This window comes from Pseudomonas sp. KnCO4, from assembly GCF_045344305.1.
GTDB classification, from domain to species: domain Bacteria; phylum Pseudomonadota; class Gammaproteobacteria; order Pseudomonadales; family Pseudomonadaceae; genus Aquipseudomonas; species Aquipseudomonas anuradhapurensis.
Genome location: NZ_CP174199.1, coordinates 2,636,047 through 2,656,775, shown reverse-complemented (window position 1 = coordinate 2,656,775; position 20,729 = coordinate 2,636,047). Strand labels below are relative to the sequence as shown.

At 64.3% G+C, this 20,729-nt stretch carries 18 protein-coding genes and 1 pseudogene; 5 read left to right on the top strand and 14 right to left on the bottom strand.

What is annotated here, in order from left to right; translation table 11 throughout:
* Window positions 1–6: 6 nt before the first annotated feature.
* Complete coding sequence (locus ACJA3S_RS12550) at window positions 7–906, bottom strand: helix-turn-helix domain-containing protein (protein ID WP_406822087.1); 900 nt, start codon at window positions 904–906, stop codon at window positions 7–9.
* A 180-nt stretch (window positions 907–1,086) separates the two neighbouring features.
* On the opposite strand from ACJA3S_RS12550, the gene ACJA3S_RS12545 reads away from it, so the two are divergent.
* The 4 genes from ACJA3S_RS12545 to ACJA3S_RS12530 all read left to right on the top strand — a co-directional run bounded on the left by ACJA3S_RS12545 (window position 1,087) and on the right by ACJA3S_RS12530 (window position 5,832).
* Window positions 1,087–2,445, top strand: a complete 1,359-nt coding sequence (locus tag ACJA3S_RS12545; protein ID WP_406822086.1) for a glutamine synthetase family protein — start codon at window positions 1,087–1,089, stop codon at window positions 2,443–2,445.
* A 198-nt stretch (window positions 2,446–2,643) separates the two neighbouring features.
* The gene (locus tag ACJA3S_RS12540; protein ID WP_170029998.1) at window positions 2,644–3,732 is read left to right on the top strand and encodes a polyamine ABC transporter substrate-binding protein; all 1,089 of its coding nucleotides are present in this window, start codon (window positions 2,644–2,646) and stop codon (window positions 3,730–3,732) included.
* 13 nt (window positions 3,733–3,745) lie between these two features.
* Entirely contained in the window at window positions 3,746–5,041 is a 1,296-nt protein-coding gene (locus ACJA3S_RS12535) for an NAD(P)/FAD-dependent oxidoreductase (protein ID WP_406822085.1), read from the top strand.
* 110 nt (window positions 5,042–5,151) lie between these two features.
* Complete coding sequence (locus tag ACJA3S_RS12530; protein WP_406822084.1) at window positions 5,152–5,832, top strand: DUF3313 domain-containing protein; 681 nt, start codon at window positions 5,152–5,154, stop codon at window positions 5,830–5,832.
* A gap of 147 nt (window positions 5,833–5,979) precedes the next feature.
* Here the strand turns inward: ACJA3S_RS12530 and ACJA3S_RS12525 are convergent, their stop codons facing one another.
* Entirely contained in the window at window positions 5,980–7,356 is a 1,377-nt protein-coding gene (locus tag ACJA3S_RS12525; protein ID WP_406822083.1) for an L-serine ammonia-lyase, read from the bottom strand.
* 146 nt (window positions 7,357–7,502) lie between these two features.
* Here ACJA3S_RS12525 and ACJA3S_RS12520 point away from each other — a divergent pair, with 146 nt between their 5' ends.
* Window positions 7,503–8,453, top strand: coding sequence for a LysR substrate-binding domain-containing protein (locus ACJA3S_RS12520; protein WP_186690310.1), 951 nt, complete (start codon window positions 7,503–7,505; stop codon window positions 8,451–8,453).
* A 135-nt stretch (window positions 8,454–8,588) separates the two neighbouring features.
* On the opposite strand, the gene ACJA3S_RS12515 is transcribed toward ACJA3S_RS12520, so the two are convergent.
* The 12 genes and pseudogenes from ACJA3S_RS12515 to ACJA3S_RS12460 form a co-directional block, all read right to left on the bottom strand.
* Window positions 8,589–10,010 carry an undecaprenyl-phosphate glucose phosphotransferase gene (locus tag ACJA3S_RS12515; protein ID WP_406822082.1) on the bottom strand — a complete coding sequence of 474 codons (1,422 nt, stop codon included), beginning with the start codon at window positions 10,008–10,010 and terminating at the stop codon, window positions 8,589–8,591.
* Between the two features lie 175 nt (window positions 10,011–10,185).
* On the bottom strand, window positions 10,186–10,938 hold the full coding sequence (locus tag ACJA3S_RS12510) for a WecB/TagA/CpsF family glycosyltransferase (protein ID WP_406822081.1): 753 nt from the start codon (window positions 10,936–10,938) through the stop codon (window positions 10,186–10,188).
* On the bottom strand, window positions 10,938–12,125 hold the full coding sequence (locus tag ACJA3S_RS12505; protein ID WP_406822080.1) for a glycosyltransferase family 2 protein: 1,188 nt from the start codon (window positions 12,123–12,125) through the stop codon (window positions 10,938–10,940). The genes ACJA3S_RS12510 and ACJA3S_RS12505 overlap by 1 nt, the downstream gene beginning before the upstream one ends.
* Complete coding sequence (locus ACJA3S_RS12500; protein WP_406822248.1) at window positions 12,122–13,324, bottom strand: glycosyltransferase family 4 protein; 1,203 nt, start codon at window positions 13,322–13,324, stop codon at window positions 12,122–12,124. Before ACJA3S_RS12500 ends, ACJA3S_RS12505 begins: the two co-directional genes overlap by 4 nt.
* A gap of 60 nt (window positions 13,325–13,384) precedes the next feature.
* Entirely contained in the window at window positions 13,385–14,386 is a 1,002-nt protein-coding gene (locus ACJA3S_RS12495) for a VirK/YbjX family protein (RefSeq protein ID WP_406822247.1), read from the bottom strand.
* 15 nt (window positions 14,387–14,401) lie between these two features.
* Window positions 14,402–15,376: pseudogene (locus tag ACJA3S_RS12490) on the bottom strand (glycosyltransferase family 2 protein); the annotation flags it as partial.
* A gap of 5 nt (window positions 15,377–15,381) precedes the next feature.
* Window positions 15,382–15,906, bottom strand: coding sequence for a serine O-acetyltransferase (locus ACJA3S_RS12485; RefSeq protein WP_406822079.1), 525 nt, complete (start codon window positions 15,904–15,906; stop codon window positions 15,382–15,384).
* Between the two features lie 8 nt (window positions 15,907–15,914).
* On the bottom strand, window positions 15,915–16,871 hold the full coding sequence (locus ACJA3S_RS12480) for a glycosyltransferase family 2 protein (RefSeq protein WP_406822078.1): 957 nt from the start codon (window positions 16,869–16,871) through the stop codon (window positions 15,915–15,917).
* On the bottom strand, window positions 16,864–17,481 hold the full coding sequence (locus ACJA3S_RS12475) for an acyltransferase (protein ID WP_406822077.1): 618 nt from the start codon (window positions 17,479–17,481) through the stop codon (window positions 16,864–16,866). The genes ACJA3S_RS12480 and ACJA3S_RS12475 overlap by 8 nt, the downstream gene beginning before the upstream one ends.
* Window positions 17,482–17,586: 105 nt before the next feature.
* Window positions 17,587–19,053, bottom strand: coding sequence for an FAD-dependent oxidoreductase (locus tag ACJA3S_RS12470; protein WP_406822076.1), 1,467 nt, complete (start codon window positions 19,051–19,053; stop codon window positions 17,587–17,589).
* The gene (locus ACJA3S_RS12465; protein ID WP_406822075.1) at window positions 19,050–19,244 is read right to left on the bottom strand and encodes a hypothetical protein; all 195 of its coding nucleotides are present in this window, start codon (window positions 19,242–19,244) and stop codon (window positions 19,050–19,052) included. The genes ACJA3S_RS12470 and ACJA3S_RS12465 overlap by 4 nt, the downstream gene beginning before the upstream one ends.
* A 42-nt stretch (window positions 19,245–19,286) precedes the next feature.
* Window positions 19,287–20,663, bottom strand: coding sequence for an oligosaccharide flippase family protein (locus tag ACJA3S_RS12460; RefSeq protein ID WP_406822074.1), 1,377 nt, complete (start codon window positions 20,661–20,663; stop codon window positions 19,287–19,289).
* Window positions 20,664–20,729: the final 66 nt, after the last annotated feature.

Sequence of the window (20,729 nt, the reverse complement as noted above, 5' to 3'; positions counted from 1 at the left end):
CGACGCTCAACCCCTGCCCCGCTTCAATGTCTCGCTGGGAAATTCCTTGAACAACTGGCGGTAACTCTCTGAAAACCTTCCCAAATGCCAGAACGACCAGCGCATCGCCACCTCGGCCACCGTCACCCCGCCGTGGCGCAACAGATCGCGCCGCGCACCGTTGAGCCGACGCAGACGCAACCAGTGCGCCGGCGACATCCCGGTAAACGCCTTGAATGCCTGCTGCAGCTGGCGCAGGGAAACCCCGGCAACCGCTGCCAGTTCCACCAGGTTCAGTGTCTCCTCCGGGCAGTCGGCCGCCCACTCGCTGACCCGGCGCATGATCGCCCGTTCCTCGTCGCGCCGCCCCAGGGCCACGCCCTGCAAGCGTTGGCAGGCATTGTCGAGGATGAACAGGCAGTCATCCAGCAGCTGTTCCGCCAGGGCCTGCCCCTGCAATGGGCAATCGGCCTCGCCCAGTCGGGTCAGCGTGGCACTCAGCCAACTGCCGAACAGCGCATTCTGGCCGCTGCCCAACGGCACCATGAACAACCCTTCGAGGCGCTGTGGGTCCAGGCCATGACCGGCCAGGAACGCCTGGTCGAACACCACCGCCACTTCCTCGTAGTTCTCCGGCGTGATCCAGATGTTGCGGCTCTGTTCGTTCAGCAGGTACAGGCTGTTCTCGCTGCGGTCGAAGCAGAACGCCAGCGCACCGCTCGGCGCGCGGAAGAATTGCTCCACCCGGGTGTTCAAGCGCTCCTCGTACACCTGCACCCCTTCCAACCCCAGGCAACGCAGCTCACCGCTGAAATGCCCGGGCGACATCTGCCGATACTGCTGCTGCCAGGCAGGGGTGGCACGCACCTGCTCGGTGACGTCGGTGGTATGGAAAGCCTGGACTTGCAAGGCATTGGCGGTCGTCACGCACGGTCCTAGTTGCACTCTTATGGTGCATTCATTGCCGGAGAAAGTGGATAGATCGGCCACAGGGGCTGCGACCAAGATAGTCTCCAGTGCGTCAACTGGGAAGCGCAACGCCTTCGAAACCTGTAACGGGTTTCAGCGCAGCCCGCTCCCCCACTGAAACCCAACCAAGAGGTCTGTATGAACGCCCCCTTCGATCAGCTGTCCACCTGGCTGAAAGAACACCGCATCACCGAAGTCGAATGCGTGATCAGCGACCTGACCGGCATCGCCCGCGGCAAGATCGCCCCCACCGCCAAGTTTCTTCACGAACGCGGCATGCGCCTGCCCGAGAGTGTCCTGCTGCAGACGGTCACCGGCGACTACGTTGACGATGACATCTATTACAACCTGCTCGACGCCGCCGACATCGACATGGTCTGCCGCCCTGACCCGACTGCCGTCTACCAGATCCCGTGGGCGATCGAGCCGACCGCGATTGTGATTCACGACACCTTCGACAAGCAAGGCAACCCCATCGAACTGTCGCCGCGCAACGTCCTGAAGAAGGTCCTCAAGCTGTATGCCGACCATGGCTGGCAGCCGATCGTGGCACCCGAGATGGAGTTCTACCTGACTCAACGCTGCGAAGACCCGGACCTGCCGCTGCAGGTACCGCTGGGGCGCTCGGGCCGTGCCGAAAGCGGCCGCCAGTCGTTCTCGATCGATGCCGCCAACGAATTCGACCCGTTGTTCGAAGATGTCTACGACTGGTGCGAGATCCAGGGCCTGGACCTGGATACGCTGATTCACGAAGACGGCCCGGCGCAGATGGAGATCAACTTCCGGCACGGCGACGCGCTGGACCTGGCCGACCAGATCACGGTGTTCAAGCGCACCATGCGCGAGGCGGCGCTCAAGCACAATGTCGCGGCCACCTTCATGGCCAAGCCGATCACCGACGAGCCGGGCAGCGCCATGCACCTGCACCAGAGCGTGGTCGACATCGCCAGCGGCAAGCCGATCTTCGCCAATGACGACGGCAGCATGAGCCAGCTGTTCCTGTACCACATCGGTGGCCTGCAGAAGTACATCCCCAAGCTGCTGCCGATGTTCGCCCCCAACGTCAACTCGTTCCGCCGCTTCCTGCCGGACACCTCGGCACCGGTGAACGTCGAATGGGGTGAAGAAAACCGCACTGCCGGCCTGCGCGTGCCCACCTCCAGCCCCGAGTCGATGCGCGTGGAAAACCGCCTGCCCGGCGCCGATGCCAACCCGTACCTGGCCATTGCTGCCAGCTTGCTGTGCGGCTACCTGGGCATGGTCGAGCGCATCGAACCCAGCGCCCCGGTGCAGGGCCGCGCCTACGAACGACGCAACCTGCGCCTGCCGATCACCATCGAAGACGCCCTGCAGCACATGGAGGACTGCGAGACCGTGCAGCAGTACCTGGGCAAACAGTTCGTCCAGGGCTACGTGGCGGTCAAGCGTGCCGAGCACGAGAACTACAAGCGGGTGATCAGCTCGTGGGAGCGTGAGTTCCTCATGCTCAGCGTCTGAACCGGCCCCTGGCCGCCCCTATGCGGCCTTTTGTAGGAGCGGCCTTGCGTCGCGATGGGCTGCAAAGCAGCCCCAAGGCCCCAGCACGTGAGGTACAGATTGTTGGGGCTGCTGCGCAGCCCATCGCGACGCAAGGCCGCTCCTACACACGGCAACCCCCCCAGCGAACTCGAAAAACAAGACCAACGAGGTGTCCCCATGCGTCATCTGCAAACCCTGATCCCCGCCGCGTTCACCCTGCTGTTCGCCAGCACCAGCCACGCCACCCCCTCGGTCAGCGTGTACAACTGGACCGACTACATCGGCGACACCACCTTGGCCGACTTCCAGGCCAGCAGCGGGATCAAGGTGGTGTATGACGTGTTCGACTCCAACGAAACCCTCGAAGGCAAGCTGCTGGCCGGGCGCAGCGGTTATGACGTGGTGGTACCCTCCAACCATTTCCTCGCGCGCCAGGCCCAGGCCGGTGCCTTCCTGCCGCTGGACCGCAGCAAGCTGCCCAACTGGCAGCACCTGGACCCCAAGCTGCTCAAGCAGCTTGAACAGAACGACCCCGGCAACCGCTACGCCGTGCCCTACCTGTGGGGCACCAACGGCATCGGCTATAACGTCGACAAGGTCAAGGCGGCCCTCGGCGTCGATCACATCGACTCGTGGGCGGTGCTGTTCGAGCCCGAAAACCTGAAAAAGCTCAAGCAGTGCGGTGTGGCGTTCATGGACTCGCCCGACGAACTGTTCCCCGCCGTGCTCAACTACCTGGGCATGAACCCGCGCAGCGAGCAGCCGGCCGACTACGCCAAGGCCGAAGCCCGGCTGCTCGAACTGCGCCCCTACATCACCTACTTCCACTCCTCCAAGTACGTTGCCGACCTGGCCAATGGCGATGTCTGCGTGGCCTTCGGTTATTCCGGCGATGTGTTCCAGGCCGCCAACCGCGCCGTGGAGGCGAACAACGGCGTAAAGGTCGCCTATAGCATCCCCAAGGAAGGCAGCAACCTCTGGTTCGACCTGCTGGCCATCCCCAAGGATGCCAACAACCCTGAACAGGCCCTGGCCTTCATCAACTACCTGCTCGACCCCAAGGTGATCGCCAAGGTCAGTGCCACGGTCGGCTACGCCAACGCCAACCCTGATGCCCAGGCCTACATGGATGCCTCGCTGGTCAACAACCCCGAGGTCTACCCACCCCAGGCAGTGCTGGACAAGCTGTACATCTCCAGTACCCCGAGCCCGAAGATCATGCGCGTCATGACCCGCTCCTGGAGCAAGATCAAGTCCAACCGCTGAGCCGAGAATAACCATGTCTTTCACAACCCAACACGCCGCCTCGTACTACGCCGCCACGGCTCGCGATGCGGTGCCCTACCCCAACCTGGACGGCGAGCTGACGGCCGACGTGTGCGTGGTTGGCGGCGGGCTGACCGGCGTCAACACGGCCCTGGAGCTGGCCGAGCGCGGCCTGTCGGTGGTACTGCTGGAAGCCCGGCGCATCGGCTGGGGCGCCAGCGGGCGCAACGGCGGCCAGCTGATCCGCGGTATCGGCCATGACGTCAGCGGCTTCGCCCGCCATGTCGGCCAGGACGGCGTGCGTTATCTCAAGCAGGCCGGCATCGATTCGGTAGCATTGGTGGCCAGCCGCATCGCGCAGTACGGCATTGCTTGCGACCTGCGCTGGGGCTTCTGCGAACTGGCCAATACGCCCGCCCAGTTCGCTGCATTCGAGGATGAGCTGGGCGACCTGGCTGCCCTCGGCTACCGCCCTGAAACCCGCCTGGTCGGCGCCAACCAGCTGCACGAGATCGTCGCCAGCGACCAGTACGCCGGTGGCCTGGTCGACATGGGGTCGGGCCACCTGCACCCGCTCGACCTGGTGCAGGGCGAAGCGCGTGCCGCGCACGGCCTGGGCGTGCGCATCTTCGAACAGAGCCCGGTGCTGCGCATCGAACATGGCGCCCAGGTCCTCCTGCATACGCCGCGTGGCAAGGTGCGCGCAAGTAGCCTGGTGCTGGGCTGCAATGCCCACCTCGACGAACTGGAACCGCGCCTGAGTGGCAAGGTGCTACCTGCCGGCAGCTATGTGGTGGCCACCGAGCCTCTGCCCGAGGCGCTGGCCAGCCGCCTGATCCCGCAGAACATGGCGCTGTGCGACCAGAAAGTCGGCCTGGACTACTACCGCCTCACGGCGGACCGGCGCCTGCTGTTCGGCGGTGCCTGCCATTATTCCGGTCGCGACCCCAAGGACATTGCTGCCTACATGCGGCCCAAGGTACTCAAAGTGTTCCCGCAATTGGCCAACGTGCAGATCGACTACCAATGGGGCGGCATGATCGGTATCACCGCCAACCGCTTTCCCCAGGTCGGCCGCCTCAACCAGCAGCGCAACGTGTACTACGCCCAGGGCTATTCCGGGCACGGGCTGAACGTGACGCACTGGACCGCCAGGCTGCTCGCCGAAAGCATTGCGCTCGGCCACAGTCGCGGGCTGGACGTGTTCAGCGCGGTGCCGCACCTGACCTTCCCCGGCGGCAAGGCACTGCGCTCGCCGCTGCTGGCGCTGGGCATGTTGTGGTACCGCTTGCGTGAGGCACTGGGCTGAACAGCCGCGACAGATGGGCCATTTTCATGGCGATTGAACTCAGCCACTGGCCATCTGTCGCGCACCTGCTAGCGTTGTTCTGGCCGACCCATCATGGATGCATGCTGATCATGAAATCACTGCCTCGCATTACCCTGTTGTGCGCCGCATTGCTCGCCGTTGCTGCCTGCTCCAGCAACCGCGTGGACCCCAAGGACTACTCCGGCTTCCTCAAGGACTACAGCCGGCTGGCAGAAGCCAAGAGCCCCTCGGGAGACCCGGTGATGCGCTGGATCGACCCCAAGGTCAACGTCAACCAGTACAGCCAGGTTTACATCGAGCCCAGCCAGTTCTACCCCAAGCCACAGCCGACGGAGGTCATCTCGGCGCAGACGCTGCAGGATATCACCCGCTACTTCAATGAGGCCCTGCGCCGTGAAATGGGCAGCGTCGTGCCCTTGGCCAAGGGCCCCGGCCCGGGGGTAATGGTGGTGCGTCCGGCCATCACTGCGGTATCCACCAGCAACGAAGGCCTCAAGCCTTACGAGGTCATTCCCATCGCGTTGATCTCGGCCGGCGTGAACACCGCCATGGGCGGCCGCGACCAAGAGGTGGATGTTGGTGTCGAGGCGGCCTTCCTCGATGGTGCCAGCCAGAAGGTGCTGGCCCAGGTGGTGCGCAAGGGGACAGGGCAGGAACTGGAAAACAAGACCACCAAGTTGACCCTGAACGATGTCAAGCCGGTGCTGGATGGCTGGGCCAAGGACATGCGCGCGAGCTTCCTGGCAGCGAAACAGAAAGCCCGCCAATAACTGCCCGTTGTAGGAGCGGCCTTGCGTCGCGAAAGTGCCGCAAAGCGGCCCCGGGATTTCAATGCAGATAGATGAAACGGGGCTGCTTTGCAGCCCCTTCGCGACGCAAGGCCGCTCCTACAAAAGCGCGGTAGGCGATGAGGTTACTCAACACTCGACGAACGCAACAGCCAAACCACCGCGCGAGGTTTCCTTGTAGTTGGCGTGCATGTCCGCCCCGGTATCGCGCATGGTGCGGATGACCCGGTCGAGCGAGATGAAATGCTCGCCATCCCCGCGCAAGGCCATCTGCACGGCGTTGATCGCTTTCACGGCGGCGATCGCGTTGCGCTCGATGCAGGGCACCTGTACCAGCCCACCAACCGGGTCGCAGGTCAGCCCAAGGTTGTGCTCCAGGGCAATCTCGGCCGCGTTTTCCAGTTGCGGCGGTGTCGCGCCAAGCACCTGGGCCAGGCCGGCAGCGGCCATCGAACAGGCCGAGCCCACCTCGCCCTGGCAGCCCACCTCCGCCCCGGAAATCGACGCGTTCTTCTTGCACAGGATACCGACCGCCGCGGCCCCCAGCAGGAAGTCCACCACATCCGCATGGCAGGCGCCGGGGTTGAACTTCATGTAGTAGTGCAACACTGCCGGAATGATGCCAGCCGCGCCATTGGTCGGTGCGGTCACCATGCGCCCGCCAGCGGCGTTCTCTTCGTTCACCGCCAGGGCGAACAGGTTGACCCACTCCATGGCACTGAGGGTGGAACCGATCACGTTGGGCTTGCCCAGCTCCTGCAGGCTGCGATGCAACCGTGCCGCGCGCCGCTTGACCTGCAGGCCGCCGGGCAGGATGCCTTCGTTGCGCAAGCCGTTATCGACGCATTCACGCATGGCCGCCCAGATCCGCAGCAAGCCCTCGCGGACTTCGGCCTGCGGGCGCCAGGCGCACTCGTTGGCCATCATCAATTGCGCCACGCTCAAACCATGGGTTTTGCACAAGGCCAGCAACTGCGCAGCGCTATCGAACTCGTACGGCAGCTGCACCGCGTTCGCTTCGCCTGGTGGCGCATCGATATCGGCTTGCTCGACGATAAAGCCACCACCGACCGAATAGTAGGTCTGGTGCAACAGGCTGGCCTGCCCGTCGAGGGCTTCCAGGCTCATGGCGTTGGGGTGATAGGGCAGGTTTTCGTCGAGCAGCAGCAGGTCCCGGCTGTATTCGAACGGCAGCGGGTGGCTGCCATCGAGCATCAGGCGTTGCGCCTGCATGACCTGGGCGATGCGCGCCTCGATGGTGGCCGGGTCGATACGGTCCGGCCACTGCCCCATCAGGCCGAGCAGGCAGGCGCGGTCGGTGGCGTGGCCAACGCCGGTGGCCGACAACGAGCCATACAGGCGCACCTCGACTCGGCTTACCCGGCCCAGCAGCCCTTGCTCACGCAGGACCTGGGCAAAGGTCGCTGCTGCCCGCATCGGGCCGACGGTATGGGAGCTGGACGGGCCGATGCCGATTTTGAAAAGGTCGAAAACACTGATAGCCATGCTAATGCCTGAGCGTACCCGGCTATGTAGCCGCAGCACGCTAATCCGAAAAAATTGAGCGGTATTGCGAAGTTGCGCGATACTGCCGCGCTGGCTCATGGATGACCAACGAAACTTCCTAAGCATGGCTTTAGCGGTACTAAACGATGCGTCGACAACTCAATGGCCAGGTGTTCGTCTGGCTGCATGTATTTGCCTGTGCGGCCCGGCACTTGTCCTTCACCCGCTGCGCCGAAGAACTGCACATTACCCCCGGTGCGGTCAGCCAACAGATGCGCCAACTGGAGGAACGCCTGGGCTATCGCTTGTTCCTGCGCCGGGCGCGCGGCGTCGAACTGAGCGCCGAAGGGCAGCGCCTGGCACAGACGGTGGCCGAAGCCTACGGCAGCATCGAAGCCGAACTGTTGCGCCTGGACGCGGGCGAAATCCGCGGCACCTTGCGCTTGCGTTCGATCCCGTCGTTCCTGGCCAAATGGCTCACGCCGCGCCTGCCGCGTTTCCAGCAGCGCTACCCGGACATCGAGCTGCGCCTGGTCGCCGAAGACAGCGCCCAGGCCTTGACCCCGGGCGATTTCGACCTGGCCATCGACCTGAACGATGGCAGCTACCCCGGCATGCTCTCGACGCCACTGCTGGACGAGCAGATCTTCCCGGTGTGTTCCCCCACCCTGCTGCGCGGCCGCCCGCCGCTGCACGGGCCGGCAGACCTGGCGCATTATCCGCTGCTGCATGACATCACTGCCTGGCGCGGCAGTTCGGAATATGCCGAATGGGAGTTCTACCTGGAGGGCATCGGCGCTGCTGGCCTGGATGTGCGGCGCGGGCACACGTTCAACCGTAACCACCTGACCATCGAGGCGGCGATTGCCGGCATTGGCGTGGCGATCGCGCGACGCACACTGCTCAACGACGAACTGGAGCGCGGGGCACTGATCGTGCCGTTCGGGGTGCCGATTGCCAACCACAAACGCTACGTGGTGCATTACCCGCCGGGCGGGTTGAACCAGCCGGGGGCGCGGGCGGTACATGACTGGCTGGTGGAAGAAGCGCGAGGGTTCAGGGAGCTGCACCCGCTAAGCAAGGACCAACCAACCTGAACGCGGTCTTTGTAGGAGCGGCCTTGCGTCGCGATGGAGCGCGCAGCGGCCCCGGCGATTTCGGCGTCGACGCACGGATTTCCGGGGCCTTGCGCGCCCCATCGCGACGCAAGGCCGCTCCTACGACAAGCCAGGTCAATATGCCTGCTTGCCGGTGAACGCGTTCAGCGTGCGCACCAGGATCACGAAATCCAGCCACAGCGACCAGTTGTTGATGTATTCGATGTCCGAGTCCACCCGCTGGATCATCTGCTCGATATCCTTGGTCTCGCCGCGGAACCCGCGTACCTGGGCCAGGCCGGTCATGCCTGGCTTGATGTTGTGGCGGGCGAAGTAATCGACAATGTCCTGCGAATACAGCGTGCCATGCTGCAAGGCATGCGGCCGGGGCCCGACCAGCGACATTTCGCCGGTCAGCACATTGAACAACTGCGGCAACTCGTCCAGGCTGGTGCGGCGGATAAAGGCACCGACCCGTGTCAACCGCGGGTCATTGCGCTGCGCCTGCCTGATCACGCCCTGCTCCGGCTGGTGCACGTGCATGCTCCTGAACTTCCAGATGCGAAACGCTTCCCCGGTCCAGCCGGTGCGCTCCTGGCGGAAGAACACCGGGCCGCGGCTATCGAGCTTGATTGCCAGCGCCACGGCCAGCAGCACCGGCGAGGCCAGCAGCAGGATCAGCGCCGCCAGCACCCGGTCCTCGAGGTTTTTCAGGAACAGGCTCATGCCGGTCAAGGGGGTTTCCGACAAGGTCAGCACCGGGATGCCGGCGATTTCCCGCACGCTGTGGTTGATCAGGCGCAAGGAGAAGATATCTGGCACCCAGTTCACCGCAATGCACTTGTCGAGCAGCTTGAAGTACACATCGTTGATCACCTCGGAACCGCCCAGCGGCGTCACCAGGTACACCGTGCGGATGGCATGCCGGGCGACGATCTCGTCCAGCTCGGCAATCTGCCCGAGCACCGGCAGGCGTTGCTTGCCTTCGGCAGCCTCGTCCCCCGGCTCGTCGAGCTTGTCGATCAGTACGCAACCCAGCACACGTTCACCGAACCAGGGGTTGTTGCTGATTTTCTGGTAGAGAAAGTTGGCCAGGTCACCGGCGCCGATGATCAGGGCATTGTCCAGGCGTGCATGCGTGCTGAAGCGCTTTTGCAGCTCGCGCACGGCAAAGTGCAGAAACAGCTGGGCGATGTAGCCGATGATGAACAGCTGCACGATCAGCAGCCGCGAATAGGCTTCGCTCTGTTTGGTCAGGAAGGCCATGACCACCAGGAAGCAAAAGGTTGCCGACCACGCCTTGAACAGCCGGAAAGCCTTGATGGAAAGCCCGACGTTGGTGCGGTAGATCGCATAGTGGTCGTAGATCACTGCCAGCGCGCCAACCAGCAACAGCAGCATGATCACATAATCTGAGGTGATATAGCCAAACTGGTCGTAGATCAGATACCAGGCGATACCGGTGACTGCGATGCCATCGAGGCCGGCCTGGATGGCGTTGCTGACGCTGCTTCTTCGCTGAAGTAGGGAACGACTGCTCCTGGGTTCGAGAACCATTTCAGACCTCTTCGATTCGAGCGCAGCAAGTGCTTGATCCAACCGCAAGCCTTGAAAACGGCCCATATGCAAAGCCAGCGAAACAGGATCGTGTCGCCCACGACCCTTGCTCTCACTGTAGCAGCCAACCGCCACCAGTGTGCCGGCAACGCCGCTGGCGTAGCGTCCAGCCGGCTTACCGGGCGAGTCTGCCTGCGCCTTTGCTGCGGCGGTACAGCAGGGTACGCAGCAGGAACAACGGGTTGCCCACCACGTAACGGGTGAACAGGCGCTTGGGTTCACGCGACAGCCGGTACAGCCACTCCCCGCCCAACCCTCGCAGCCACTTCGGTGCGCGGCTGACCTTGCCACCGAGAAAGTCCAGGATGGCCCCGCCGCAGACGATCAGGCACGGCCCGCCAGTGGCCACCAGCCGCGCCGCCACGGCCTCCTGCCTGGGCATGCCCATGCCCAGCACGATCAACTCCGGTTGCCGCTCCCTGGCCAGTTGCAGATAGGTTTCGATGCTGGCAAAGCCATCGTGAACCGACACCGGCAGCACCCCGAACAACGCCGCGCAGCGTTGCACGGCCTGGTCCAGGTACGGTTGCCGGGTCCCCCAGAAGGCCACCCGCCGCCCGCGGTAGGCAGCCATCAGCTGGGGAATGAAGTCGGTGCCATTCATGTTACGGCCGGGCTCGAGGCCGAGGTGACGATACAGCATCGCCATGCCGGCACCGTCGCGCAGCAGCACGTCGGCCGCCGACAATGCCTGGCTGTAGGCGCGATCGCGTACCACCAGGTTCATCGCATGGGCATTGACGAAACCCAGCACCGTTGGCGCTTGCGTTACGGCGAGGCGCTCGAGCAGGTGCTGCGTCGCAGCGTCGTCGGCCACCGTTTCGAGCTTGTCGATGATGCTGTCCCAGCGTGTCAGCCAGGCGGCCATCAGTCGTCATCCCGTTTCGAACGAACCCAGTCAACCTGGCGCTTGATCAGGAACCCCAGGTACATGGGAATTTTCCTTGCCGCGTAGAACGGCGCGTACAGCAGCACGGAAAACGGGATCAGTTCGCGACAGAAACGCGCCCACGCCAGCGCGACCGCCAGGCCGAGCAAGGCCAACCCGCACAGGGCGATCCATGCCGGTGCCGCCACGCCGAACAGCAGGTAGGCCAGCCAGGCCAGCAGGTTGACCGCGACCAGAGCCAGCACCAGCAAGGCCAAGGGCGGCACCAGCAAGTCCAGGGTCATGGCCAGCAAGCTGCCGTTGCCCTGCTTGAGGGCGGCCAGCGCGCGCCTGGGCGCATCGCTCAGCATCAGCCCCAGGTGGCCATGCTCCCAGCGGGTGCGCTGGCTGTTCAGGCCTTGCTCGTTGGCTGGGAACTGGCTGGTGACCAAGGCCTCGGGGCAGAAGACCGGCGGCTTGCCTTGCTGGCACAGGTCCAGGCCCAGCTTCACATCCTCCACCAGGTGACCATTGGCCAGGTCGACCAGGCCCAGGTCGTGCCAGCCGAACGCCATGCCGGCGCCCATCAACTGGCATGGCAGGCCCAACCGGGACCAGCCACGTGGGCGGACCAGGTTCTTCACCCGCCAGGCGAATTCGGCGACTTGCACCTTCGGCCCGGCCCCCGCCGGCGCATGGGTCAGGTACAACGCCTGGACCGGGCGGGCGACTTGCTGGCAGCGCAGCGCCAGGCGTTCGATCGCACCCTCGCCCACCCGGCAATCGGCATCCACCACGATCACTACCTCGGGCGGCTGGCGCGCCAGGTGCCGCACGCCAAAGTCCAAGGCGTAACCCTTGCCACGCAGGTGCAGATCGTGCCGCTCCACGACCTCGGCGCCGGCCTCGCGCGCCAGTTGCGCGGTGTCGTCGGTACAGTTGTCGGCGACCACCAGCAGGCGGTCGCCAGGCTGCAATTGGGGGGTGATGCTCGCCAGCGTGGCGCGGATGATCGAAGCTTCGTCATGGGCTGGCACCAGCACAGCCACCTGCCCGCGCCTGCTGCTGGCGAACGGCTGTACCGGCCTGGGCAGGCAAGCCAGCAGCACTTGCAGCAACAGCAACAGCACCGGTAGCAGGACGATGATCGCCAGCAGGCCGAGAAACCAAGCCAATACACTTATCATGCGGATGCCTTGAAATAGCTGGCCAGCCGGGCCGCCTCGGTGTCGATATCATGCCGTTGCAGCACACGTTGGCGGGCCGCCTCGCCCATCCGCTGCAGCACTTCGACAGGTTGCGCCAGGCACTCGGCCATGGCTGTCGCCAGTTCGTCCACCGCACCGGCGGGAAACAACCAGCCATTCTCGCCCGGCTGCACCAGCTCGGGAATGCCAGCCACATAGGTGGTCAGCACCGGCCGGCGCAACGCCATGGCTTCCATGATCACCACCGGCAAACCCTCGGCGAAGCTGGGCAGCACCAACGCGCGGGCGGCCAGGATTTCCCCGCGCACCTGCGCGCTGCTGATCCAGCCGGTGATACGCACGTGCTGCTGCAGGCCGTAGCGGGCAATCAACGCCTCGATCTGTCCGCGCATGTCGCCGTCACCGGCCAGCACCAGCTCGAAGCTGATTGGCCGTGCCGCCAGTAGCCGTGCTGCTTCAAGCAACAGCAACTGGCCTTTCTGTTCACACAAGCGCCCTACGCAGACCAGGCGCAGCGCTGCGGGTACGCTGGCTGGCGCCACGTCGTGGAAACTGCGCTCGAGGCCACAATGCACCAGCTTCACCTTGGCCCAGTGGTCGTGTGCCACCCAGCGGAACAGCTGGCTGCGCCCGTACGAACTGACCGCCACGACAAAAGCGGCGCGCCGCACCTTCTCGCCGAGGTGCAGCAACATTGGTTTGTCGAATTCTTCCGGGCCGTGCACGGTAAAGCTGTAGGCTGGCCCGCCCAGTACGTGGGCCAGCATCACCACCTCGGTGGAGTTGGTACCGAAATGAGCATGCACATGTTGCGCCTCGCCGGCGTGCAACCATTGCAGCACCTGGCAGGCCTCGGCCAGGTAGACCAGGTGGTAGGGCCAGCCGCGATCGGCCCGCAGGCCCAGGCGCGTGGCCAGCCACAGCGCGCGGCAGAAGCGCCGTGGCTGCCTGCGCAGCACTTGCCAGGTGGGTTGCAGCAAACCCTTGATGCCGCTTTGCAACACGTAGCGGGTGTTGCTACGTTCCATCGCGTCTTCGGCGTCCTGCAGCTCGGCGTCCCACCCGCGCAAGGCAATACGTTGCACCGTAAGCCCCTGGCGCTCCAGCGCGAGGATCTCGCGACGGATGAAACTGTGGCTGACTTTCGGGTACTGGTTGATGAAATAGGCAATGCGCATAGAAATCCAGATCAAGACCTGCATGATGAACCTTCTGACCCGCCGCAGTAGCCTCAGCTGTCATTTCAAGCTGTCGACCACCGGCGGCTGGCGCCCCGCCGATGCCCCTTGGTCAGGTGCATCCCCCTGCTTCTCTTGTAGCCCAAGGTTGTGACCGCTGCCTGCCAAAGCAGCCTGCAAGCGCGCGAAAACATCCTCGAGCAGTGCCTGGCGACGGCGGTACATCGCCCGTTTCTTGCTCGGGATGTCCTCGTTCGCGCGTTGTGCCGGAGCCATTGGCAGGGCAAAAAAATCCGCACGCTCGCTGGCAATGGCGCCGTGCTCCTGCCAGATCGCATCATAGTTGGCGACCAGGTCCTCGCCCTTGTCATGGCCGAAATACGCGTGCCGGTGGTGGCGGCAGGCATCCCGGACGGCATACAGATGCACCACGCGCAAGGTCCTGGCCAGGCACTTCAGCGCTTCGAGCAGCAGGCTGCGCGGGCGCAGCCCCTCGAACGCCTTGGTCAGGTCGCGGTAGATGGCCAGCGAGGTTGCGCTGTCGACGCCCTTGTGAATGCCTTGCACAGCACCGATGAACAGGCACAGCTCGCCCTGGCTGCGGCACAAGGTGAATGCCAGGGAGGCGACACGCAGGTCGTTGCGGAACAGGTTCAGCACCAGCTCGCCTTCCCGCTTGAACCAGATCGGCCGGTCAAGGACCAGGCGGCAGCCGGGGGAAAAATTGGACAGCTCGCACACTACCTGGCTGGCTGTCCGTTCCAGCAGCAACAGGGCCGGAAACTGCCCGGCCACCACCTCGAAGTGCGAGGCCACCACCTCCAGGCGCTGGGGTGCTTCCCAGCATCTGCTGATGTAGGGCCACTGCACCACGCCGATGCAATCCACGCCCAGCCGTCGCCAGCGCGCCTCGCCCAGGGCCAACCTCATGCGCTGCACAAAGGCGTTCAGTTGCGGCCATTGCCGGGCAATCTGACGTAGCAGCCGGTACTTGTTGTTCAGCGCCCGCAACGAGTAGCCCGGTTGCAGGGTGAACACGCTTTTCACGATCGTGCCAAGCATCCACGGCCCCTCTTGCTTGTATTCGATCAAGGCCGGCGTGCCGGCCACGAAGCGCTGCTGCAGGAACCGCAGCTGCCCGAGCATTTCCGGGAACTTGCCCAGCACCAGGAACACCGCCTGCAGCCAGTTCTGCCGCGCCGACCTGCCACCGCGGCGGGCCAGGCGCACGACCTGCAGCGGGTAGACCAGCAGCAACAGCAGGCCCCAGCCGCCCAACGCCAGGCAGGCCAGCAACGTCGCCACGGGGATGCCCAGGCCCCAGACCCAGGCGCGGCGCGATTCGCGCAGCCAGTGCCGCTCGGGCGCCTGGCCATGCAGGTAAGCCCCTTCTGCGTAGGCGTGGCCGGCGCGCAGGCTGCGCCGCCACCATTGGCTGAAACGGCTCATGGCGGCGTCGTGCAGGGTCATCTCGGCGTCCAGGCGCCAGATTTTCCACCCCTGAGCGCGCAGGCGGACGCACAGCTCAGGCTCTTCGCCCGCGATCAGCCCGGCGCGGAAGCCGCCGGCAGCGGCAAACGCATCTGCCCGCATCAGGGCATCGCCACCACAGGCCTTGGCCTCACCGATCGGGGTATCCCATTCCAGCTCGCACAACAGGTTGTATACCGAACGCTCGGGGAAACGCTCACGTCGCCGGCCACACACCACCGCCACGTCGGGGTGGCTGTCGAGAAACGCCTGCGCCACCGCCAGCCAGCCAGCGGCGACCTCGCAATCGCCGTCGACGAACTGCACCAGGCGCAGCGACGGCAGCAGCTGTTGCAAGGCGGCAAAGCCTTCGTTGCGCGCGCGGGCGGCGGTGAACGGCTGGCCCATGTCCAGCGCCAGCACCTCCACACCCAGGCTGCGCGCCAGTTGCGGTGAGCCGTCGCAAGACCCCGAGTCGACGTACAGCACCTGGTCCGCGCCATGCACCAGCGAACGCAAGCAACGCGCGAGGCGCTGGCCTTCGTTGCGGCCAATCACCACCACGCCGATCCCGCGCGCCATGGGTTTCACTCGACCGGCACCGTGCTGGCCGCTTGCCGGGCCTTGATGGTTGCCGGCACCCCCACCGCCAGCGAGTTGTCGGGCACATCCACCAGCACCACGGCATTGGCCCCAATCACCACGTTGTTGCCGATGCGGATGCTGCCCAGCACCTTGGCTCCACTGCCGATATCGACATTGTTGCCGAACACCGGCGCAATCGGCTCGCTGACGTTCTTCAGGCCCACCACCACGCCGTTGCGGATGCGACAGTCATCGCCAAACCGGGCATAGCCACTGATCACGATGCCGCCAAAATGGTCGATGACGAAGTTGCGGCCAATCACCACTTCGCACGGCAACTCCACGCCGGTGAGGATCTGCACGCATTTGAACAACACTTTGTACAGCAGCGAAAACAGCTTGCGCAGCGGTGCCGGGCGCACGCCATAGCGCCAGCGGCCGAAGCGGTACACCAGCAATACCCAGAAGCCCTGGGCAGCCCAGTCGCCCCCATGGGCCCGCAGGTCGGCACGTACATTTTCGAACATGGCTCCACCTACCTTGTCGGTTGGCTGGCGTACCGGGTCTTGAACAACAGTGACCAGGTCGCCCGACAGTGACGCCAGCAAGCGCGTATCGCGCCCCAGCCGCGTCGTTTCAACAGCGCCTTGAGTGCCAGCACCAAGTCGCCGAGGGTCACCAGCAGCATGTGCAGGGCCAACCCGGCCAAGCCGTGATGCTTGCGAAAGTACAGCAGCTCGCTCTCGATCTGGTACGCCGAGATCTGCCGGCTGGCTGCCTCCAGTTCGGCGACCGAGCGCGAACTCTCGCCACCGATGTGCACCACTGTGGTGTGCGGGTAGAACACCACCTTCCAGCCCGCCGCCTTGACCCGCTTGCAGTGGTCGACTTCTTCGTAATAAAGAAAGTAGCGCGGGTCGAACAGCCCCACCTGGTCAAGCACTTCGCGGCGCACCAGGTAGAAGCAGCCAGGCAGCCAGTCACATTCGCGCACCGATGCGTGGTCCCAGCCCATGTCGTCGACCATCTTCAGCCCCGGGAACAAGCGCCCCAGCCCGGTGCGCCCGACAAACACGTTGAGCGGTGTCGGAAAGTAGCGGCAACTGGGCTGCAGGTCGCCATCGCGGCCCTCCAGGCGCACACCCAGCACGCCGCACTCGGGGTGCGCCTCCATGTACTCGAGGGTCTTCTGCAGGGAATCGGCAGCGACGAAGGCGTCGGTGTTCAGCAGCAAGGCGTACTTGCCCTGCAGGTGCGCCAGCAGCTGGTTGTTGGCCCGGCCGAAACCCACGTTGTGCTTGTTGCTCAGCAGCAGCGCCTGCGGGCACACCGCGGCCAGGCGCTGCAGCGAGTCATCCATCGAGGCGTTGTCCACCACCAGGTAGTTGGCCAGCCGTTCGCCGTCGGCCCGGCGCAGCGCATCGAACATCGGCTGCAGCAGCCCGGCCGTGTTGAAGTTGACCACCAGGACATCGACCGGTTTGCTAGCCATTGCTGCCATCCCCGAAGAAGTACTGGCGCCTTTGTGCCATCAGCAGCGGTTCCAGCTGGGGGTCATAGGCGCCGTTGCGCTGCTTGACCAGGTCGATCCACGGGTAGGCTTCGCAACGTGCCTCGACCCGTTTGATCAATTCTTCGGTGGTACAGATGAATTCTGCCGGGTTGCCGCCGAATACCGTGCCTGGCGGCACGTCCTTGGTCACTACCGCGCCGGCGGCGACGATCGACTCCGGCCCGATGGTCACGCGCGGCATGATGATCGCGCCATGGCCGATGAAGCAGTTGTCCTTGATGTCGATATAGCCGACCGAGTCCAGGTGCTTGCCGAAGCGGTGCTCGATCAGCAATACCACCCCGTCATGACCGATCAGCGTGCAGTCGGCCAGGCCCACACTGTTGCCGATGCGCACCAGCGAAGGGTCGAGGAACTTGCTGCCGGGGTTGGCGTGAAAGTGGCTGCCCACCGAATGAAAGTTGCCCCAGCGGCTGAGGTACGCGCCCCATTCCAGCGCTGTGGGCCTGCAGAATCTGCGGTAGAACGAGCTGCCGCGCCCGGTTGCATGAACATACTGCGCCACGGCCTTGCGTATCCATCCTTTCATGCTGCCAGCCTCGCACTCTAAGCAATCTGGACTGTTCCTGAGGCGCCTCCGGTCTCGTTCTTGTAGGTGCTGACCGCAACGCGCTCACCCCGTTCACAACGTTTGTCACCCCACAGCGTCCCTGGCCGCGCTCATCCTGGCATCGAGGTGGTCAGCCAGGCGCAAGGCAAACTGCAGCAACGGCAAGGTCGGATTGGAGGCACCGCCGGTGGCGAAGATGCTGCTGCCAGCGATGTACAGGTTGGCGATCCCGAACACCTTGCAGTCGCGGTCGACGACACCGGTTTGGGCGGAGGACGCCATGCGCGTGGTGCCCATGTGGTGGGCATGTGGCGACATCCTCAATGGTATCGAGGTGTCATAGACATAGTCATTGAGCTTGATGAAGCCCAGGTCGGTGTCGGCCCATTGCTTGGCCAGCTCACTGCCAATGCACTTGATGGTGTGCCGGTCATCAGCGCTCAGGGCCCAGTTGACGTTGACCTTGGCGACACCGAGCGCGTCCCTCTCGTCGAGCAGCGAAATGCGGCTGTGCAGGTTGGGGAACTGTTCGATCAGGGTGCTGATGAGGCCGTCGCCGGGGCAACTGAACCGAGCGACGAAGGCGATCTTGTTGGCGACCCCCATGTCGCAGGCCAGGTTTTCCAGAAAGTGCTTGACCTCGGCCGTGCGCCCATAGGTCTGCACTTCGGCCAGCAGCGCGGCCCTGACATTGCCCTTGCCGGCCTTGTACGCGTCAATGAAGGTATCGGTGGTGAAGTACTCGCGTGGCTCCGGGGCCAGTCCCGACTTGAGGATGAAGGTGCCCAGGTCGATGTTCAGGTGCTCCATGAAACAGCTCCCGACCAGCCCGTCCTTGCTCACGATGCCCGCCCGCAGCAACGATTCGCTGTTGAGCAGTTGCCTGGCATTCTCGATGCCGCCGGTGGCCAGCACGAAGGTTCTCGCCACCAGCCGCTGGCGGTTGCGCTGGTAATCGGACAGCACCACCGCCGCCAGGTTGCCGGTGGCCTCGTCGAACTCCAGGTCCACGCAATTGCAGTTGATGAACACGTCCAGGCCTTCGGTCTGCTCGAGAGCGGCGGCGTATTTCTGCGCAAACCGCGTTGGCGGGCTGAGCAGGAAGCGGTCCGGTTCGAATTCGTCGCCCCCGAGCCCGCTGTTGATCGCCTCGAAATCCGACCCGGGTGGCAAGTCGACGATGTCCATGGCGGCAGGCAGGTAGCTGGCGATTTCCGCATAGGGGATCGGCCAGCCAGGCAAGCCGCCAATCGGCGCAAGGGCGAAATCCGAGGCCGTGAACGGCCGGCAACGGCCGGCCCAGTGGTTCGATGTGCCACCCAGGTAACGCAGCCGGGACTCCTGGGCATACAGCTCCAGGCCGGTGGACTTGCAGGCATACAGGTCTTGCGAAAGCGCTGAATACTCGCGCCCGCCACCTTCGGCGAGCAGCACCTGCCAGCCCGCAGCAGCCAGGCGCAGGGCCAGGGTGATGCCGGCCGGGCCAGCGCCGATGATGCAGACGTCATAGCGGTCGCGCAGGGTCTTCTGTTGTTGGTAATCCTTGATCATGCTTGCTCGTTCCGGAAGTAACGGGACGGCAACACCCAGCCATTGATCAACACGTGCCCGCGCTTGCCGCCACCTTCGCTGGCAATGGCTGTTGCAGTAGCGAACACTGCCCCGCCGACGCCCAGCAAGACACAGCTCTGGATAAAACCCCTGCGCCCCAACTGCCCAGCACAAAAAGTCAACTTGTCCATGGCCCGGCCTGTGCCCTTGAAAGTCTCTTTCGGCAAGCCGCATCACAGCCAGTTGAAAAAGGCTGTCAGCAGCGCCCCGCAAAGCGCGCCGAGCAGTAGCATCGGCAGCACCATCAGCTCACGTTTGAGGCTGAAGATATCCAGCTTGCAATTCACGTACACGATCAGCACCAGCGTCGGCAAGGTGTGCAGGGCCACCCCCCAGATCGCCCAGTCCACACCGCCAAGCATCAGCAACAACGGCAGCAGCACCCACAGCGAGACCAGGCGGATGATGTTGTCGATGGCCTGGTACTTGGTCAGGCCCAGGGCAATCCACACCTGGTGTGCCAAGGTATAGCGCAATGTGAGGAACGACAGCGAAAGAATAGCCAGCATCGGGCCAGCTTCACGGTAGCGGTCGTCGTACATCCAGCCGATCAGCAACGGGCTGGCAGTGAGGAACCCGCCACAGATGAACAGTACCAGCAAGTCGACCAGCAGGCGGAAGCGGTGATACAACGCCTTCAGGCGCTCCTGGTCGCCGGCCCGGGCTGCCTCGCTGAAGGCGGGGAGCGCCACCGCCCCGAAAATCTTCATCAGTGCGGTCTGCACGGCACCCAGGATGAGTACGGCAATCGAATAGACCCCCAGTTGCGCCGTCGTCATGCTGGCACCGAACCAGATGCGGTCACCGTACATGGCCAGCACACCCACCATCGACGACAACAGGATCCAGCGGCCAAACACGATCAATTCGTCCAACGCACTGCGGTCCCACTGCAGGCGGTTGCGCGGCCACTCGAGAACAGTATGGCCGAGCAGGGTCCAGGCCAGGGCCGACACCAGGCCGGCGATGACCAGTGCCCAGACCGAGTGGGTCAGGTAACCCAGCACCAGCATCACCACCAGGCCGACCACTTGCGAGGCCAGGTCGACCAGCGCCACGCGCTTTTGTTGGAAAGTGCGCACAGCCACATCGATCTTGGTGGACTGGAAACCCCAGATCACCGCCGACAGCGCGGTGGCCGCCAGCACCATCGGCAGCTCGGGTTCGGCATAGGTGGAATCTGCCGGCCACACTTCGGCGTGCTGGGCAAGCCAGGCCGCCAAGGCCAGCAGCACGGTCAGCACGCACAGCACCAAGCCGCGGATGATCTGCACCGTCCAGGCGGTATTGAGAAACTGCGGGTCGTCGCCGCGCTGGCTCTGCACGATGTTCTGCCGCAGGCCGACATCGGACAACAGATGCAGGAGTACCGAAACGGTGTTGGCAATGACCATCACCCCGAACATCTCCGGCACCAGCAGGCGGGCCATGAGCAGATTGCCGCCAAGGCGCATCGCTTGTGACGCCACCTGCGAGACCAGGTTCCACGACCCGGCCTTGAGGGCCCGCTTGCGCAGGCTCGCGGTGGCTGACACATCAATCGACGGCATGACATCGATCTCTGACTGACTAAAAAGTCACTATAGTTTCAATTAGCCACGATGCTAGCCGTTGCC